The sequence below is a fragment of the Variovorax sp. Varisp36 genome, assembly GCF_047304235.1.
GTDB lineage: Bacteria > Pseudomonadota > Gammaproteobacteria > Burkholderiales > Burkholderiaceae_C > Variovorax.
The window spans coordinates 49,650-63,810 of sequence record NZ_JBGLYU010000025.1 but is presented as its reverse complement, the minus strand read 5'-3'; the positions used below and the strand labels follow the sequence as shown (position 1 = coordinate 63,810).

At 65.6% G+C, this 14,161-nt stretch carries 10 protein-coding genes; 2 read left to right on the top strand and 8 right to left on the bottom strand.

Going from position 1 to position 14,161, the window contains the following annotated elements; translation table 11 throughout:
* Positions 1-8: 8 nt before the first annotated feature.
* The 4 genes from odhB to ACCD11_RS16330 form a co-directional block, all read right to left on the bottom strand.
* On the bottom strand, positions 9-1,268 hold the full coding sequence (gene odhB, locus ACCD11_RS16345; RefSeq protein WP_413314681.1) for a 2-oxoglutarate dehydrogenase complex dihydrolipoyllysine-residue succinyltransferase: 1,260 nt from the start codon (positions 1,266-1,268) through the stop codon (positions 9-11).
* Positions 1,269-1,323: 55 nt separating this feature from the next.
* A complete protein-coding gene (locus ACCD11_RS16340) occupies positions 1,324-4,200 on the bottom strand; it encodes a 2-oxoglutarate dehydrogenase E1 component (protein ID WP_007828239.1) in 2,877 nt (958 codons plus the stop codon).
* 178 nt (positions 4,201-4,378) lie between these two features.
* The gene (locus ACCD11_RS16335) at positions 4,379-6,316 is read right to left on the bottom strand and encodes a propionate--CoA ligase (RefSeq protein WP_413314680.1); all 1,938 of its coding nucleotides are present in this window, start codon (positions 6,314-6,316) and stop codon (positions 4,379-4,381) included.
* 111 nt (positions 6,317-6,427) lie between these two features.
* Positions 6,428-7,030, bottom strand: coding sequence for an isochorismatase family protein (locus tag ACCD11_RS16330; protein ID WP_413314679.1), 603 nt, complete (start codon positions 7,028-7,030; stop codon positions 6,428-6,430).
* Between the two features lie 132 nt (positions 7,031-7,162).
* Between ACCD11_RS16330 and ACCD11_RS16325 the strand changes: the two genes are divergently transcribed.
* Positions 7,163-7,960: an alpha/beta hydrolase gene (locus tag ACCD11_RS16325; protein ID WP_413314678.1), complete on the top strand. Its 798-nt coding sequence runs from the start codon at positions 7,163-7,165 to the stop codon at positions 7,958-7,960.
* A gap of 15 nt (positions 7,961-7,975) precedes the next feature.
* Here the strand turns inward: ACCD11_RS16325 and ACCD11_RS16320 are convergent, their stop codons facing one another.
* Entirely contained in the window at positions 7,976-9,106 is a 1,131-nt protein-coding gene (locus tag ACCD11_RS16320) for a PQQ-dependent sugar dehydrogenase (RefSeq protein ID WP_413314676.1), read from the bottom strand.
* 241 nt (positions 9,107-9,347) lie between these two features.
* Here ACCD11_RS16320 and ACCD11_RS16315 point away from each other — a divergent pair, with 241 nt between their 5' ends.
* The gene (locus ACCD11_RS16315; RefSeq protein WP_413314674.1) at positions 9,348-9,923 is read left to right on the top strand and encodes a C40 family peptidase; all 576 of its coding nucleotides are present in this window, start codon (positions 9,348-9,350) and stop codon (positions 9,921-9,923) included.
* Between the two features lie 74 nt (positions 9,924-9,997).
* Here ACCD11_RS16315 and lpdA read toward each other — a convergent pair whose 3' ends face one another.
* The 3 genes from lpdA to aceF all read right to left on the bottom strand — a co-directional run bounded on the left by lpdA (position 9,998) and on the right by aceF (position 14,149).
* A complete protein-coding gene (gene lpdA / locus ACCD11_RS16310; protein ID WP_413314672.1) occupies positions 9,998-11,824 on the bottom strand; it encodes a dihydrolipoyl dehydrogenase in 1,827 nt (608 codons plus the stop codon).
* A complete protein-coding gene (locus ACCD11_RS16305; RefSeq protein ID WP_007828222.1) occupies positions 11,821-12,414 on the bottom strand; it encodes an MFS transporter in 594 nt (197 codons plus the stop codon). The genes lpdA and ACCD11_RS16305 overlap by 4 nt, the downstream gene beginning before the upstream one ends.
* Positions 12,415-12,484: 70 nt before the next feature.
* A complete protein-coding gene (gene aceF, locus ACCD11_RS16300; protein WP_413314671.1) occupies positions 12,485-14,149 on the bottom strand; it encodes a dihydrolipoyllysine-residue acetyltransferase in 1,665 nt (554 codons plus the stop codon).
* Positions 14,150-14,161 lie beyond the last annotated feature (12 nt).

Here is a 14,161-nt window from a genome sequence, read left to right as displayed (position 1 = left end):
CTCCCGGATCAGATGTCGAACAGCAGGCGCGACGGGTCTTCCAGCGCTTCCTTCATGGCGACCAGGCCCAGCACGGCTTCACGGCCGTCGATGATGCGGTGGTCGTAGCTCATGGCGAGGTAGTTCATCGGGCGAACGACGATCTGGCCGTTCTCGACCACGGCGCGGTCCTTGGTGGCGTGCACGCCGAGGATGGCCGACTGGGGCGGGTTGATGATCGGGGTCGAGAGCATCGAGCCGAAGGTGCCGCCATTCGAGATGGAGAACGTGCCGCCGGTCATGTCTTCGATGCCCAGCTTGCCGTCTTGTGCCTTCTTGCCGAACTCGGCGATCTTCTTCTCGATGTCGGCAAAGCTCATCTGGTCGGCATTGCGCAGGATCGGCACCACCAGGCCGCGCGGCGAACCGACGGCGATACCGATGTCGAAGTAGCCGTGGTACAGGATGTCGTTGCCGTCGACCGAGGCGTTGATCACCGGGTACTTCTTCAGTGCATGCACCGCGGCTTTCACGAAGAAGCTCATGAAGCCGAGCTTCACGCCGTGTTCCTTGGTGAAGCTGTCCTGGAAGCGCTTGCGCAGCTCCATGACGGGCGCCATGTTCACTTCATTGAAGGTCGTCAGGATGGCGTTGGTCGATTGCGACTGCAGCAAGCGCTCGGCGATACGGGCGCGCAGGCGGCTCATCGGCACGCGCTGCTCGGGGCGCTCGCCCAGGTCGGGCGCGCTGGTGGGCGCGGCGACTTGCGGCAGTGCGGGCTTGGTGGCCGGTGCGGGAATGGTGGCCGCGGGCTTGGCGCCCGAAGCGACCGCGCCGAGCACGTCGCCCTTGGTGACACGGCCGTCCTTGCCGGTGCCGGCCACGTCGCTGGTCTTCAGGTTGTTGTCGGCCAGCAGCTTGGCGGCGGCGGGCATGGCCACGTCGGCCTTCGAACCGCCGGTGGCGGCGGCAGCAGCTGCCGGTGCAGGCGCGGCGGCAGCCGGAGCTGCGGCAGGCGCAGCCGCCGGTGCGGCGGCCGAAGCCTTGCCATCGGTGTCGATCTTGGCGATCAGCTGATCGGCCACCACGGTGGCGCCGTCGGGCTGCACGATTTCGGCCAGCACGCCAGCCGAGGGCGCGGGCACTTCCAGCACGACCTTGTCGGTCTCGATTTCGATCAGGATTTCATCGACGGCGACGGCTTCGCCGGCCTTCTTCTTCCAGGTGAGCATGGTGGCTTCGGCCACGGATTCGGAAAGCTGGGGGACTTTGACTTCTACGATAGACATTTGGAGTGAGCTCCGATTTTTTCTTCAGGGTGTTCGTGTGAAAAAAGGCTTTTGATTACTTGGTCAGCACGAAGCCCTTGAGCTTGCCGAACGCGCCATCGACGAGCGCCTTCTGCTGTTCCTGGTGCAGGTGCGAGTAGCCCACCGCCGGCGATGCCGAGGCAGCACGGCCGGAGTAGCCGAGCTTCTGGCCGTCCTGCATGTTTTCGTGGATGTAGTGCTGCACGAAGAACCAGGCGCCCTGGTTCTGCGGCTCGTCCTGGCACCACACCACGTCGACGAGGTTCGGGTACTTCTTGATCTCGGCAGCGAAAGCCTTGTGCGGGAAGGGGTAGAGCTGCTCGACGCGGATGATCGCCACGTCCTCGGTGCCCTGCTCTTCGCGCTTCTTGGCCAGGTCGTAGTAGACCTTGCCGGAGCAGGCGATCAGGCGCTTGACCTTCTCGGCCTTCAGGCCCTTGCTGTCGGGAATGACGGTCTGGAAGCTGCCCTTGGTGAACTCGGACAGCGGCGAGGTCGCGTCCTTGTTGCGCAGCAGCGACTTGGGCGTCAGGATGATCAGCGGCTTGCGCAGGTTGCGCACCATCTGGCGGCGCAGCACGTGGAAGATCTGGCTGGCCGTGGTCGGCTGCACCACCTGCATGTTGGTGTCGGCGCTCAGCTGCATGAAGCGCTCCAGGCGAGCCGAGCTGTGCTCGGGGCCCTGGCCTTCATAGCCGTGCGGCAGCATCATCGTGAGGCCATTGACGCGGCCCCACTTCACTTCGCCGGAAGCGATGAACTGGTCGATCACCACCTGCGCGCCGTTCACGAAGTCGCCGAACTGGGCTTCCCAGATCACGAGCGTGTTCGGGTCGTTCGAGGCGTAGCCGTATTCGAATGCGAGCACGGCCTCCTCCGACAGGATCGAGTCGATCACGACGAACGGCGCCTGGTTGTCGGCCACGTTCTGCAGCGGCGTATAGGTGCCGGTGTCGAACTTCTCGCGGTTCTGATCGTGCAGCACGGCGTGGCGGTGCGTGAACGTGCCGCGGCCCGAGTCTTCACCCGACAGGCGGATCGGGTAGCCGCTGGCCACCAGCGATGCGAAGGCCATGTGCTCGCCCATGCCCCAGTCGACGTTCACGTCGCCGCGGCCCATGGCGGCGCGGTCGTCCAGCACCTTCTTCACGAGCGGGTGCACAGTGAAGCCCTCGGGCACGAAGGTGATCTTTTCGGCCAGGCGCTTCCACTCGCTCGAGGGAATGGCGGTGTCGCCGGCGTCGGTCCACTTCTTGTTGAGGTACGGGCTCCAGTCGACGGCGTACTTGCTCTTGAAGTTGGTCAGCACGGGGTCGACGGTGTTCTTGCCTTCGTCGAAGGCAGCGCGCTGAGCCTTGACCATGTCGTCGCCGAGCGTGTCGCCCAGGCCTTGCGCGGCCAGCTTGTCGGCGTACAGCTTGCGCGTGCCGGGGTGGACTGCGATCTTCTTGTACATGAGCGGCTGGGTGAGCGAGGGGGTGTCCTGCTCGTTGTGGCCCAGCTTGCGGAAGCAGATGATGTCCACGACCACGTCCTTCTGGAATTCCATGCGGAAGTCCAGCGCGATCTGGGTGGCGAGCACCACGGCTTCGGGGTCGTCGCCGTTCACGTGCAGCACCGGCGCCTCGATCATCTTGACGATGTCCGAGCAGTACAGCGTCGAGCGGCTGTCGCGCGGGTCGCTGGTGGTGAAGCCGATCTGGTTGTTGATGACGATGTGCACCGTGCCGCCGGTGGAGTAGCCACGGGTCTCGGCCAGCGCCAGCGTTTCCATCACGACGCCCTGGCCTGCGAAGGCGGCGTCGCCGTGCACGATCACGGGCAGCACCTGCTTGCCCAGCGGGTCGCCGCGGCGGTCCATGCGGGCGCGCACCGAGCCTTCGACCACGGGGTTCACGATCTCGAGGTGCGAGGGATTGAACGCGAGGCTCAGGTGCACCGGGCCGCCGGGGGTGGTCACGTCCGAGCTGAAGCCCTGGTGGTACTTGACGTCGCCGCTGGGCAGGTCTTCGGGGGCGGTGTGGTCGAACTCGGCGAACAGGTCGGCCGGCATCTTGCCGAGCGAGTTGACCAGCACGTTCAGGCGGCCGCGGTGGGCCATGCCGATCACGATTTCCTGCACGCCCTTGGCGCCGGCCTGATTGATCAGTTCGTCCATCGCGACGATGAAGCTCTCGCCGCCTTCGAGCGAGAAGCGCTTTTGGCCGACGTACTTGGTATGCAGGAAGCGCTCGAGGCCTTCGGCGGCCGTGAGGCGGTTCAGCACGTGCTTCTTCTGCTCGGCGCTCAGCTTGGGGTTGGTGCGGGCGCTCTCGAGCCGCTGCTGCCACCAGCGCTTGTGGTTCTGGTCGGTGGTGTACATGTACTCGGCGCCCATCGTGCCGCAGTACGTTTCGCGCAAGGCGTTGAGCAGGTCGCGCAGCGACATGGTCTCCTTGCCGAAGAAGGTGTTGCTGGTGTTGAACACCGTCTCGAGGTCTGCGTCGGTGAAGCCGTAGAACGAGGGTTCGAGTTCCGGGATCGAGGGACGCTCGGCGCGCTTGAGCGGATCGAGGTCGGCCCAGCGGGCGCCGACGTTGCGGTAGGCGGCGATCAGCTGCTGGACCGAGGTGCGCTTGCGGCCGAGCTCGGAGTCGGCGCCGCTGGCCTGCACGACCTTGGTCGTGCCCTGCTTCGCGCGTTCGGCGAAAGCATTGATGACCGGCAGGTGCGGAACGTCGCGGGTGTTGGTGCCATCGGCGGCGGGAACGTTCTGCAACGCGTCGAAATACGAACGCCAGTTGTCGGGCACGCTGCCGGGGTTGGCGAGGTAGTTCTCGTACATCTCTTCGACATAGGGCGCATTGCCACCGAAGAGGTAGGTGTTGCCTTGATAGGCTGTGTACGCCGTGGGCGTAGAAGAATCGCTCATGATCCGCTGACCTTCGCTTCCCTGAAGGAAGCACTAGCTGGTTAAGAAACCTTCCGCGACACGGCTGAACCGATTGGCGGATGCGACTGTGGCTGGGGAAGGGCCTGAGTACCTTGGCATTGTGCCACGTCAACCATATGACGGCCCAAAGGAGCTTCGCAACCCCTCCACTGCTCATTCAGGCGGAAGAGAGTAACTGTTTGATTTGCTGCAGCGTGGCGGGGTCGTCGATGGTGGTCAGGTCGCCCGGGTCGCGCTGCTCGCACACGGCCTGGATGGCACGGCGCAGCAGCTTGCCGCTGCGCGTCTTGGGCAGGCCGCTCACGAAACGCACGCGCGCTGGCCGCGCCAGCGCCCCGAGCTGGTCGGCCACCATCTTCATGATCTCGCCTTCGAGCTTGAGTGCCGCATCGGCGCCGCCCACGGCCTTGCCGTCCTTGGGAACGACGAAGGCCATCGCGACCTGGCCCTTGAGCGCGTCGGCCACGCCCACCACGGCGACCTCGGCCACGTTGGCGTGCCCCGAGATGCTCTCCTCGATCTCGCGCGTGCCGAGGCGGTGGCCCGCCACGTTGATCACGTCGTCGGTGCGACCGAGGATGTAGAAATAGCCGTCTTCGTCGCGAATGCCCCAGTCGAAGGTCGAGTAGACCATCTTGCCGGGCACGCTCTTCCAGTAGGTGTTGACGAAGCGCGCATCGTCCTTCCACACGGTCTGCATGAAGCCGGGCGGCGTCGGGCCTTCGACCACCACCACGCCCTTCTCGTTCGGGGCGGTCAGTTCTTCGCCGGTCGATTCATGCAGGATCTTGATGCGGTAGCCGTACATCGGCACGCCCGGGCTGCCGAACTTGCTGGGCTTGGCCTCCACGCCGTTGGCGATGGTGATCATCGGCCAGCCCGATTCGGTCTGCCAGTAGTTGTCGATGATCGGCACGCCCAGGCCTTCGCTGATCCAGCGTGCGGTGGGCTCGTCGAGCGGCTCGCCCGCCAAAAACAGCGCGCGCAGGCTCGACAGGTCGTACTTCTTCAACAGCGCCGGGTCCTGCTTCTTGAGCACGCGCACCGCGGTGGGGGCGCTGAACATCACCGTCACCTTGTACTTTTCGACGAGTCGCCACCAGATACCGCCGTCGGGCTGCCGGTCGATGCCTTGCGTGGGCAGGCCCTCGTACATGATCGTCGCCATGCCCGCGATGAGCGGGCCGTAGACGATGTAGCTGTGGCCCACCACCCAGCCGATGTCGCTGGTCGAGAAGTAGGTTTCGCCGGGTCGGCCGTCGAAGATGTGCTTCATGCTGGCGGCCAGCGCGACCGCGTAGCCGCCCACGTCGCGCTGCACGCCCTTGGGCTTGCCGGTCGTGCCGCTGGTGTAGATGGTGTAGCTGATGTCGGTGGAGGCGAGCCATGTGCAGGGCACCTTGGCGTCGAGGTGCTTGCGCCTGAGTTCGGCGGCCAGATGGTCACGGCCCGCAGTCAGGTCCATGGATGCGAGGCCGCGGTCCGTGAGCAGCACCGCCGAGGGCTTGTGTTTCGACAGGCGGATCGCCTCGTCGAGCAAGGGCTTGTACGCAATGACCTTGCCGCCACGCGAGCCCGCATCGGCGCTCACGATCACTTTGGGCTCGGCGTCCTCGATGCGCGTGGCCAGCGAGCCGCTGGCGAATCCGCCGAACACCACGCAATGGATGGCGCCGATGCGCGCGCAGGCCAGCATCGCGAAGGCGGCTTCGGGAATCATAGGCATGTAGATGAGCACGCGATCGCCCTTGCCCACGCCGAGTTCGATCAGGCTGGCGGCGGTGCGCTGCACCTCGGCATGCAACTCGTTGAAGCTGCAGCTCTTCTCGACGCCGGCTTCGGTGGAGACGAAGACCAGCGCGGGCTGATCGCCCCGCGCGGCCAGATGCCGGTCGACCGCGTTGTGGCACAGGTTGGTCGTGCCGCCGACGAACCAGCGCGCAAAAGGCGGCTGGCTGGCATCCAGGATCTGTTGCGCGGGGTTTTGCCAGTCGATCAGCTTCGCCTGCTCGGCCCAGAAGGCCTCGGGCGCATCGACGGATTGGCGATAGAACTCTTCGTAGCGGCTCATCTGGGTATGTCTCCTGTTATTCATTCGGGTCTGGCGGCACCACCAAAACTGAATTCATAATTATGGAGACCGATCTTGCAGCAAGCTGACGGCCGGAACAATCCGGCCGAGCCCTGCCTCCCGCCGCAGATGCGGTTACCGGACGAGCGAAAGCAATTCAGGAAACGCGGGGTGTTCCGCCGTGCGCAGCCACTCGAAACCGACCATCTCGGTCGTCACGAGTTCGGCACCGGCACCCGCCAGCCGGTCGAAGGCCGCGTCGCGGTTGCGCTCGGTGCGCGAACCGCAGGCATCGGTCACGACCCAGACTTCAAACTCGTCTTCCAGCAGGTCGAGCGCGGTCTGCAGCAGGCAGACATGGGCTTCGCAGCCGGCGATCACGATGCTGTTGCGCTCCTCGGCCGCGGCGGCGGGCTTTTGCAGATGCTTGGGCAGGCTGCGCGCATTGCCCTGCGGCGCCTTGGCCGGCACGCGCAGCCACTCGCCGAGGCCTTCCTCCACGCCGCTGAAATGCATCTTCGACAGGGTGCGCTGGCACAGCGCGCGGACGTCGGGCAGGTTTTCGCCAAGGCTGGAGGGGTTGTGCTCGGTGCCGAACACCGGCACCTGGAACAGGTGCGCCATCTTGCCGAGGCGCACTGCGTTCTGCGCGACGGCCTCGCCCTCGAAGATCGCCGGCATCAGCCGCGCCTGGTAGTCGACCAGAACGAGTTGGGAGAGCGAGGCGTCGAGCAGCATGAGCGGTGTCTTTCAGGTATCGGTTGAGTTGGGCTGAACCGTACCACCGAAAGGACCGCGTCGGGCTCTCTCGACGTGCGCCCGCCGGCACGGGCCGTCTGCCCGCATCGAGGCACGCCTAAACTGCGGCGCATGAAGCTGTTCTCCAAACGGGCGTGCCTCGCGGTGCTGGGCCTCGGCGCCGCGCTGCTCGCCGTGGCCTGCGGCGGCGTGCGCAAGGCCGTGGTGCCGATGGCGACTTCGCTCGAAAAGAGCAGCTGCGCACGCGGCGAGGTCGACACGCTGCTGGTCATGCTTCCCGGCGCCTACTCGGCGCCCGACGAGTTCGCGCGCGAGGGCTTCGTCCATGCCGTTCAGGAGAATCGCGTCGCGGCAGACGTGATGCTGGTCGACGCACATCTGGGCTACTACAACGACAAGACCATCCTCGATCGCCTGAGCGCCGACGTGGTCGCGCCGGCGCGCAGCCAGGGCTACCGCCACATCTGGTTCGTCGGCATTTCCCTCGGCGGTTTCGGCGGAATGCTCTATGCGCAGACACACCCCGGCGAACTCGCCGGGGTGGTGACGCTCGCGCCCTATCTCGGCGAGCGCGCGCTCGGCACGGACATCGCCAACGCGGGCGGCCTCGCCAGGTGGAACGGGCCGCTGGTCGACCCGGCCGCGAGCCCTCCGCGAACGCCCAACGAGACGCAGCTCTGGCAATGGCTGCGCGGTTACGCGGGCTTCACGAACACGGCAGGCGCGCGGCCGCCGCTCTATCTGGGCTACGGCGTGGACGACCGCTTTGCCTTCAGCAACCGGCTACTGGCGAACGTACTGCCGCCCGAGCGCGTTTTCACGACAGAAGGCGGCCACGACTGGCCTGAGTGGAACCGCCTCTGGCGCCGGATGCTGCCGACCTTGCCGCTGCCGGGCTGCCCTGGCTGAAAATTCGCGCCGAACTCAGTTCGGCCGCAGGCGCAGCAGCTTGCCGTCGGCTTCGTCGGTGAGCACGTAGAGCAATCCATCCGGCCCCTGCTTCACGTCGCGTATGCGGGCGCGGCCCTCGGCCAGCAGCTTGTGCTCGGCGACCACCTTTGCGCCTTTCAGCTCGATGCGGTCGAGATAGCCAAACTTGAGCGAGCCCACGAACAGGTTGCCCTTCCAGCCCGCGCCGTAGCGGTCGCTGGTCAGGAACGCCATGCCGGACGGCGCGATCGACGGCACCCAGTAGTGCAGCGGCTGCTCCATGCCCTCCTTGGCCGTGATGCCGTCGCCGATCTTTCCGCCGCCGTAGTTCTCGCCGTAGGTGATGACAGGCCAGCCGTAGTTGCGGCCGGCCTGCGGAATGTTGATTTCGTCGCCGCCCTGCGGCCCGTGCTCGGTCATCCAGAGGCGGCCGTCGGGCGCAAGCGTGGCGCCCTGTCCGTTGCGATGGCCGTAGCTCCAGATCTCGGGCAGCACGCCCGCCTTGCCGACGAAGGGGTTGTCCTTGGGCGCCGTGCCGTCCTTGCCGATGCGCACGATCTTGCCCAGGTGGTTGTCGAGCTTCTGCGCGTCTTCCTTGCGACTGAAGCGGTCGCCCAGCGTGAGGAACAGCGCGCCATCGCGCGCCACTACGATACGGCAGCCGAAGTGGTTGCGGCTCGCGACCTTGGGCTGCTGGCTGAAGATGATCTTCAGCCCCTCGAGCTTGGTGCCGTCGGCCGACAGATTGGCGCGGGCCAGCGCGGTGCTGTTGGCCGAACCGCCGGCATCGGGTTCGGAGAAGCAGAAGTACAGCGTGCGGTTTTTCTCGAAGTCGGAATCGGCCAGCACGTCGAGCAAGCCGCCCTGCCCGCCCGCCGCGATGAGAGGCAAGCCCGCGATGGGCGCCGAGATCTTCCCGTCGGCACCGACCAGCCGGAGGCGGCCGGGCCGCTCCGTCACCACGAAACGGCCACCCGGGAGGAAGGCGACGCCCCACGGGTTTTCAAGACCGGTAACTAACGTTTCAGGCCTCATCTGCGCCGCGGCGGTGGCGCAGAAACCGATTACCGTGACAAATGTCCAGAGACGAAGAGAAGCCAAAAGTGATAAGCGCGGCAAATTCATGGCTTTTCCGTGAAGTTGGGGCGATCTTGACGGGAAATAACGACTGAATCCAGCAAGAGCATCGATCAACCCGAGGTCCGAGGGCCCTTTCGAGGTCAACCGCTTATGGGCCATAAACGTTCGCCGTTACATTTTTTCCTGGACCGGATTAAAATTTCCCATGTAAATCAATGACTTACAAATGGATTCGCTAATTCTGTTTAAATTGACATAACCGCGCGTCATCAATATCCTACGCGCCATGCGTTTTTTCGTCCTTCCCGCGTCCCTTCTATTTGCCGTCGCCGTTCATGCGGCCCCCCAACAAGACAAGACCGATGACGAGTTGGCACGAATGCTCGCCGACAAGGGCATCATCGGACAGCTCAAGCAGGTTCGCCAGACCGTCACCGAACGCACTTCGGATCTCGTGGTGACCGCCATCGGCTTCCTCGGCGTTCCATACCGTCGCGGCGGCAACACCGCCGAATCGGGCTTCGATTGCAGCGGCTTCGTTCGCGCCATGTACAACCAGACCGTGGGCCACATGCTCCCGCGCCGCGCCGAAGAGCAAGCTGCCGCCACCGAGAAGATCGATCGCAGCCAGCTCAAGCCCGGCGATCTCGTGTTCTTCAACACCATGCGCCGCGCCTTCAGCCATGTCGGCATCTACGTCGGCGAAGGCAAGTTCATCCACTCGCCCCGCTCCGGCGCCCAGGTTCGCGTGGAAGACATGAACGGAAGCTATTGGCAACACCGCTTCGACGGCGCCCGCCGCGTACCCGGCGCACCGACGGAAGAAGTCAAGGCCGCGGCTCTCGCCAACACCGGCAACTGAGCCCTCCGCAAGTCAGGACGAAAAAAATCCCGCTTCGGCGGGATTTTTTCATGGGCGCTCGATCGCCCCCTGGGTCATGCGGCCTTCTTCGCGGGCGGCAGGTCCGTGCAGGTGCCATGCGCCACTTCCGCCGCCATGCCGATGCTTTCGCCCAGCGTCGGGTGCGGATGGATGGTCTTGCCGATGTCGATCTCGTCCGCGCCCATCTCGATCGCCAGAGCGATCTCGCCGATCATGTCACCGGCATGCGTGCCGACGATGCCCCCGCCGAGGATGCGGTGCGTTTCGGCATCGAACAGCAGCTTGGTGAAACCCTCGTCGCGGCCGTTGGCAATGGCGCGGCCCGAGGCCGTCCACGGGAAGTGCCCCTTCTTGACCTTGATGCCCTCGGCCTTTGCCTGGTCCTCGGTGAGGCCGACCCACGCCACTTCGGGGTCGGTGTAGGCGACGCTGGGGATCACGCGGGCATTGAAGGCGGCGCTGGACAACTCCTTGTCCCCCTTCTGCTCGCCGGCGATGACTTCAGCCGCCACGTGCGCCTCGTGCACCGCCTTGTGCGCCAGCATGGGCTGGCCCACGATATCGCCGATGGCGAAGATGTGGGGCACGTTGGTGCGCATCTGGATGTCGACCGGAATGAAGCCCCGGTCGCTCACCGTGACGCCTGCCTTCTCGGCGCCGATCTTCTTGCCGTTCGGGCTGCGGCCCACGGCCTGCAGCACGAGGTCGTAGACCTGCGGTTCCTTCGGCGCGTTCTCGCCCTCGAAGGTGATCTTGATGCCCTCCTTCGTGGCTTCGGCGCCGACCGTCTTGGTCTTGAGCATGATGTTGTCGAAGCGCGGGGTGTTCATCTTCTGCCAGACCTTCACGAGGTCGCGGTCGGCGCCCTGCATCAGGCCGTCGAGCATCTCGACCACGTCCAGGCGCGCGCCGAGCGTGGAATACACCGTGCCCATTTCGAGGCCGATGATGCCGCCGCCCAGGATCAGCATGCGCTTGGGGTCGGTGCCCATCTCGAGCGCGCCGGTCGAGTCGACCACGCGCGGGTCCTTCGGCATGAACGGCAGGCTCACCGACTGCGAACCGGCCGCGATGATCGCGTTGCGGAACTTGACCGTCTGCTTCTTGCCGGTGGTGTCCCAGCTCGTGCCGGAGGTTTCTTCCACCTCGAGGTGGTACGGATCGATGAAGTTGCCGACGCCGCGCAGCACCGTCACCTTGCGCATCTTGGCCATGGCCGTGAGGCCGCCGGTGAGCTTGCCCACCACCTTGTTCTTGTGGCCGAGCAGCTTGGCGCGGTCGACCGTGGGCGCGGCGAAGCTCACGCCGAGGTCGGCGAAATGCTTGACCTCGTCCATCACGGAAGCCACGTGCAGCAGCGCCTTCGACGGAATGCAGCCGACGTTCAGGCACACGCCGCCGAGGGTGGCGTAGCGCTCGATCAGCACGACCTTCAGGCCCAGGTCAGCGGCACGGAAGGCGGCCGAGTACCCGCCGGGGCCGGCGCCGAGCACGATCACGTCGCATTCGACATCGACCTTGCCGCCATAGCTCGACACCGCCACGGCCGCCGATGCAGGGGCCGGTGCGGGCGCTGCCTTGGATGCGGGGGGCGCAGTTGCGGGCGCCGGTGCGGCCGCTGCGGGCGCTGCCGCCGCGGCACCGTCCACCTCCAGCGTCAGCACCACCGAGCCTTCCTTGACCTTGTCGCCCACCTTCACGGCCAGCGACTTCACCACGCCGGCAGCGGACGACGGAATCTCCATCGAGGCCTTGTCCGATTCGACCGTGATCAGCGACTGCTCGGCCTTGACCGTGTCTCCTACATTGACCAGCACCTCGATCACTGCCACTTCGTCGAAGTCGCCGATGTCGGGCACCTTGATTTGTTGTTCGCTCATTTGGACACTTTCAGTTTGAGTGTGAGAACGTCGACCGGTGGGGCCGAATTGCGATCGAATTCGCAGGCGGCGGCGATGCCTGCCTCCGCCACGTCGCGCGAGTTGCGCGACTTGATGTCATAGGCCGCGTGCATGGCGCCGAGCGCAAAGCTGCGTCCCGAGCCGATGGCCCAGAACTCCTTGAACTCGAACACCTCGCGGTAGCTATAGATGCCGTAGATGCCGCTCTGGTTGGCCAGCAGCATCGTGAACTGGCTCGACTCGTAGGGCTCGTGCTCGTCTTCCTTGGTCTGCATGAAGAACGAGTCCTTCAGCACCGGATGCAGCATCGTGAAGGTGCGGAAGATCTCGTGCTTGCTGCCGAACAGCAACTGCTCGCGCGGCTGCGCGGCCAGCGCGTGCTGCAGCACCAGGAAGTGCGCGGCGGCACCAGCCACCGCGAACAGGCTCTGCCCCGCCGCATCCTCGACGGTGAAGATCTTCTGGTTCGCCTCGGCGCGGTGCGAAAGCCGCGTGTCGCCGAAGGTCACCAGAGAATCGGCTGCCATCGTGACCTGGCCGCCTTTGCGGACGGCCACTACGGTGGTCATAGCGCCTCCCGCCGGGCCGCCCCAAGGGAGGCGCCCCCCTCTGGGGGGAGCACCGCAGGTGCTCGGGGGGTCATAGAAGAATACGGCGATAGTCCGCGAGCACCTGGCCCAGGTAGGCGTTGAAACGCGCAGCCAGGGCGCCGTCGATCACGCGGTGGTCGTACGACAGCGACATCGGCAGCGTCAGGCGCGGCACGAACTGCTTGCCGTCCCACACCGGCTTCATCTGGCCCTTCGAGAGGCCGAGGATGGCCACTTCGGGAGCGTTGATGATCGGCGTGAAGTGCGTGCCGCCGATGCCGCCCAGCGAGCTGATCGAGAAGCAGCCGCCCTGCATGTCGGCCGAGCCGAGCTTGCCGTCGCGCGCCTTCTTGGCGAGCTCGCCCATCTCGGCGCTGATCTGCAGGATGCCCTTCTTGTCGGCATCCTTGAGCACCGGCACCACGAGGCCGTTGGGCGTGTCCGCCGCGAAGCCGATGTTGTAGTACTGCTTGTAGACGAGCTGGTCGCCGTCCAGGCTGGTGTTGAACTCGGGGAACTTCTTCAGCGCCGCGACCACCGCCTTAATGACGAAGGCCAGCATCGTGACCTTCACGCCCGATTTCTCGTTCTCCTTGTTGGTGGAGACGCGGAAGGCCTCGAGCTCGGTGATGTCGGCTTCGTCGTTGTTGGTGACGTGCGGGATCATCACCCAGTTGCGGTGCAGGTTCGCGCCGCTGAGCTTCTTGATGCGCGACAGGTCCTTGCGCTCGACCGTGCCGAACTTCGTGAAGTCGACCTTGGGCCATGGGATCAGGCCCAGCGCGGCGCCGTCGCCACCACCGGCCGGAGCCTTGGCCGCCGAGGCCTTGGTGCTGGCCTGGCCGCTCATCACGGCCTTGGTGAAGTTCTGGATGTCTTCCTGCGTGATGCGGCCCTTGGGACCGGAGCCCTTGACCTCTTCGAGCGGCACGCCGAGTTCGCGCGCAAACTTGCGCACCGAGGGCGAGGCGTGCGGAAGGCTGGCGCTGGGGGCGACCGTCGGCTGATGAGCCGGAGCAGCGGCGGCAGCAGGCGCCGATGCAGCAGCCGGTGCAGGTGCATTGGCGGTTGCGGTTGCCGGTGCGGCAGCCGCTGCCTGGGTCGGCGCCGGAGCAGCGGCCCCTGCAGCGCCTTCGAGCACCGCGATCAGGTCACCGATGTTGACCGTGTCGCCCACCTTGACCTTGAGTTCCTTGAGCACGCCCGCAGCCGACGACGGAATTTCCATCGAGGCCTTGTCCGACTCCACCGTGATGAGCGACTGCTCGGCCTTGACCACGTCGCCCACCTTCACGAGTACTTCGATGACGGCGACGTCCTTGAAGTCGCCGATGTCGGGCACCTTGACCTCCACCGGGCCCGAGGCCGCCGGGGCTGCCGCGGGAGCAGCCGGCGCGGGGGCCGCTGCGGCCGGCGCAGGAGCCGGCGCTGCTGCCGGAGCAGCCGCGGGCGCCGGTGCTGCTGCAGCACCCGCTCCCTCGGCCTCGAGCACGAGCACCACCGAGCCTTCTTTGACCTTGCTGCCGACCTCGACCTTCAGCTCCTTGACCACGCCAGCGGTCGACGACGGAATTTCCATCGATGCCTTGTCCGACTCCACCGTGATGAGCGACTGCTCGGCCTTGACCGTATCGCCCACCTTCACGAGCACCTCGATCACCGCGACTTCATCGAAATCGCCGATGTCCGGCACCTTGACTTCCACTGCTGCCATATCGTTTGTCTC

Excerpts from the sequence above, each read along its gene's own strand:
- odhB (WP_413314681.1), bottom strand. The coding sequence starts at position 1,268 with ATGTCTATCGTAGAAGTCAAAGTCCCCCAGCTTTCCGAATCCGTGGCC.
- ACCD11_RS16340 (WP_007828239.1), bottom strand. The coding sequence starts at position 4,200 with ATGAGCGATTCTTCTACGCCCACGGCGTACACAGCCTATCAAGGCAAC.
- ACCD11_RS16335 (WP_413314680.1), bottom strand. The coding sequence starts at position 6,316 with ATGAATAACAGGAGACATACCCAGATGAGCCGCTACGAAGAGTTCTAT.
- ACCD11_RS16330 (WP_413314679.1), bottom strand. The coding sequence starts at position 7,030 with ATGCTGCTCGACGCCTCGCTCTCCCAACTCGTTCTGGTCGACTACCAG.
- ACCD11_RS16325 (WP_413314678.1), top strand. The coding sequence starts at position 7,163 with ATGAAGCTGTTCTCCAAACGGGCGTGCCTCGCGGTGCTGGGCCTCGGC.
- ACCD11_RS16320 (WP_413314676.1), bottom strand. The coding sequence starts at position 9,106 with ATGAATTTGCCGCGCTTATCACTTTTGGCTTCTCTTCGTCTCTGGACA.
- ACCD11_RS16315 (WP_413314674.1), top strand. The coding sequence starts at position 9,348 with ATGCGTTTTTTCGTCCTTCCCGCGTCCCTTCTATTTGCCGTCGCCGTT.
- lpdA (WP_413314672.1), bottom strand. The coding sequence starts at position 11,824 with ATGAGCGAACAACAAATCAAGGTGCCCGACATCGGCGACTTCGACGAA.
- ACCD11_RS16305 (WP_007828222.1), bottom strand. The coding sequence starts at position 12,414 with ATGACCACCGTAGTGGCCGTCCGCAAAGGCGGCCAGGTCACGATGGCA.
- aceF (WP_413314671.1), bottom strand. The coding sequence starts at position 14,149 with ATGGCAGCAGTGGAAGTCAAGGTGCCGGACATCGGCGATTTCGATGAA.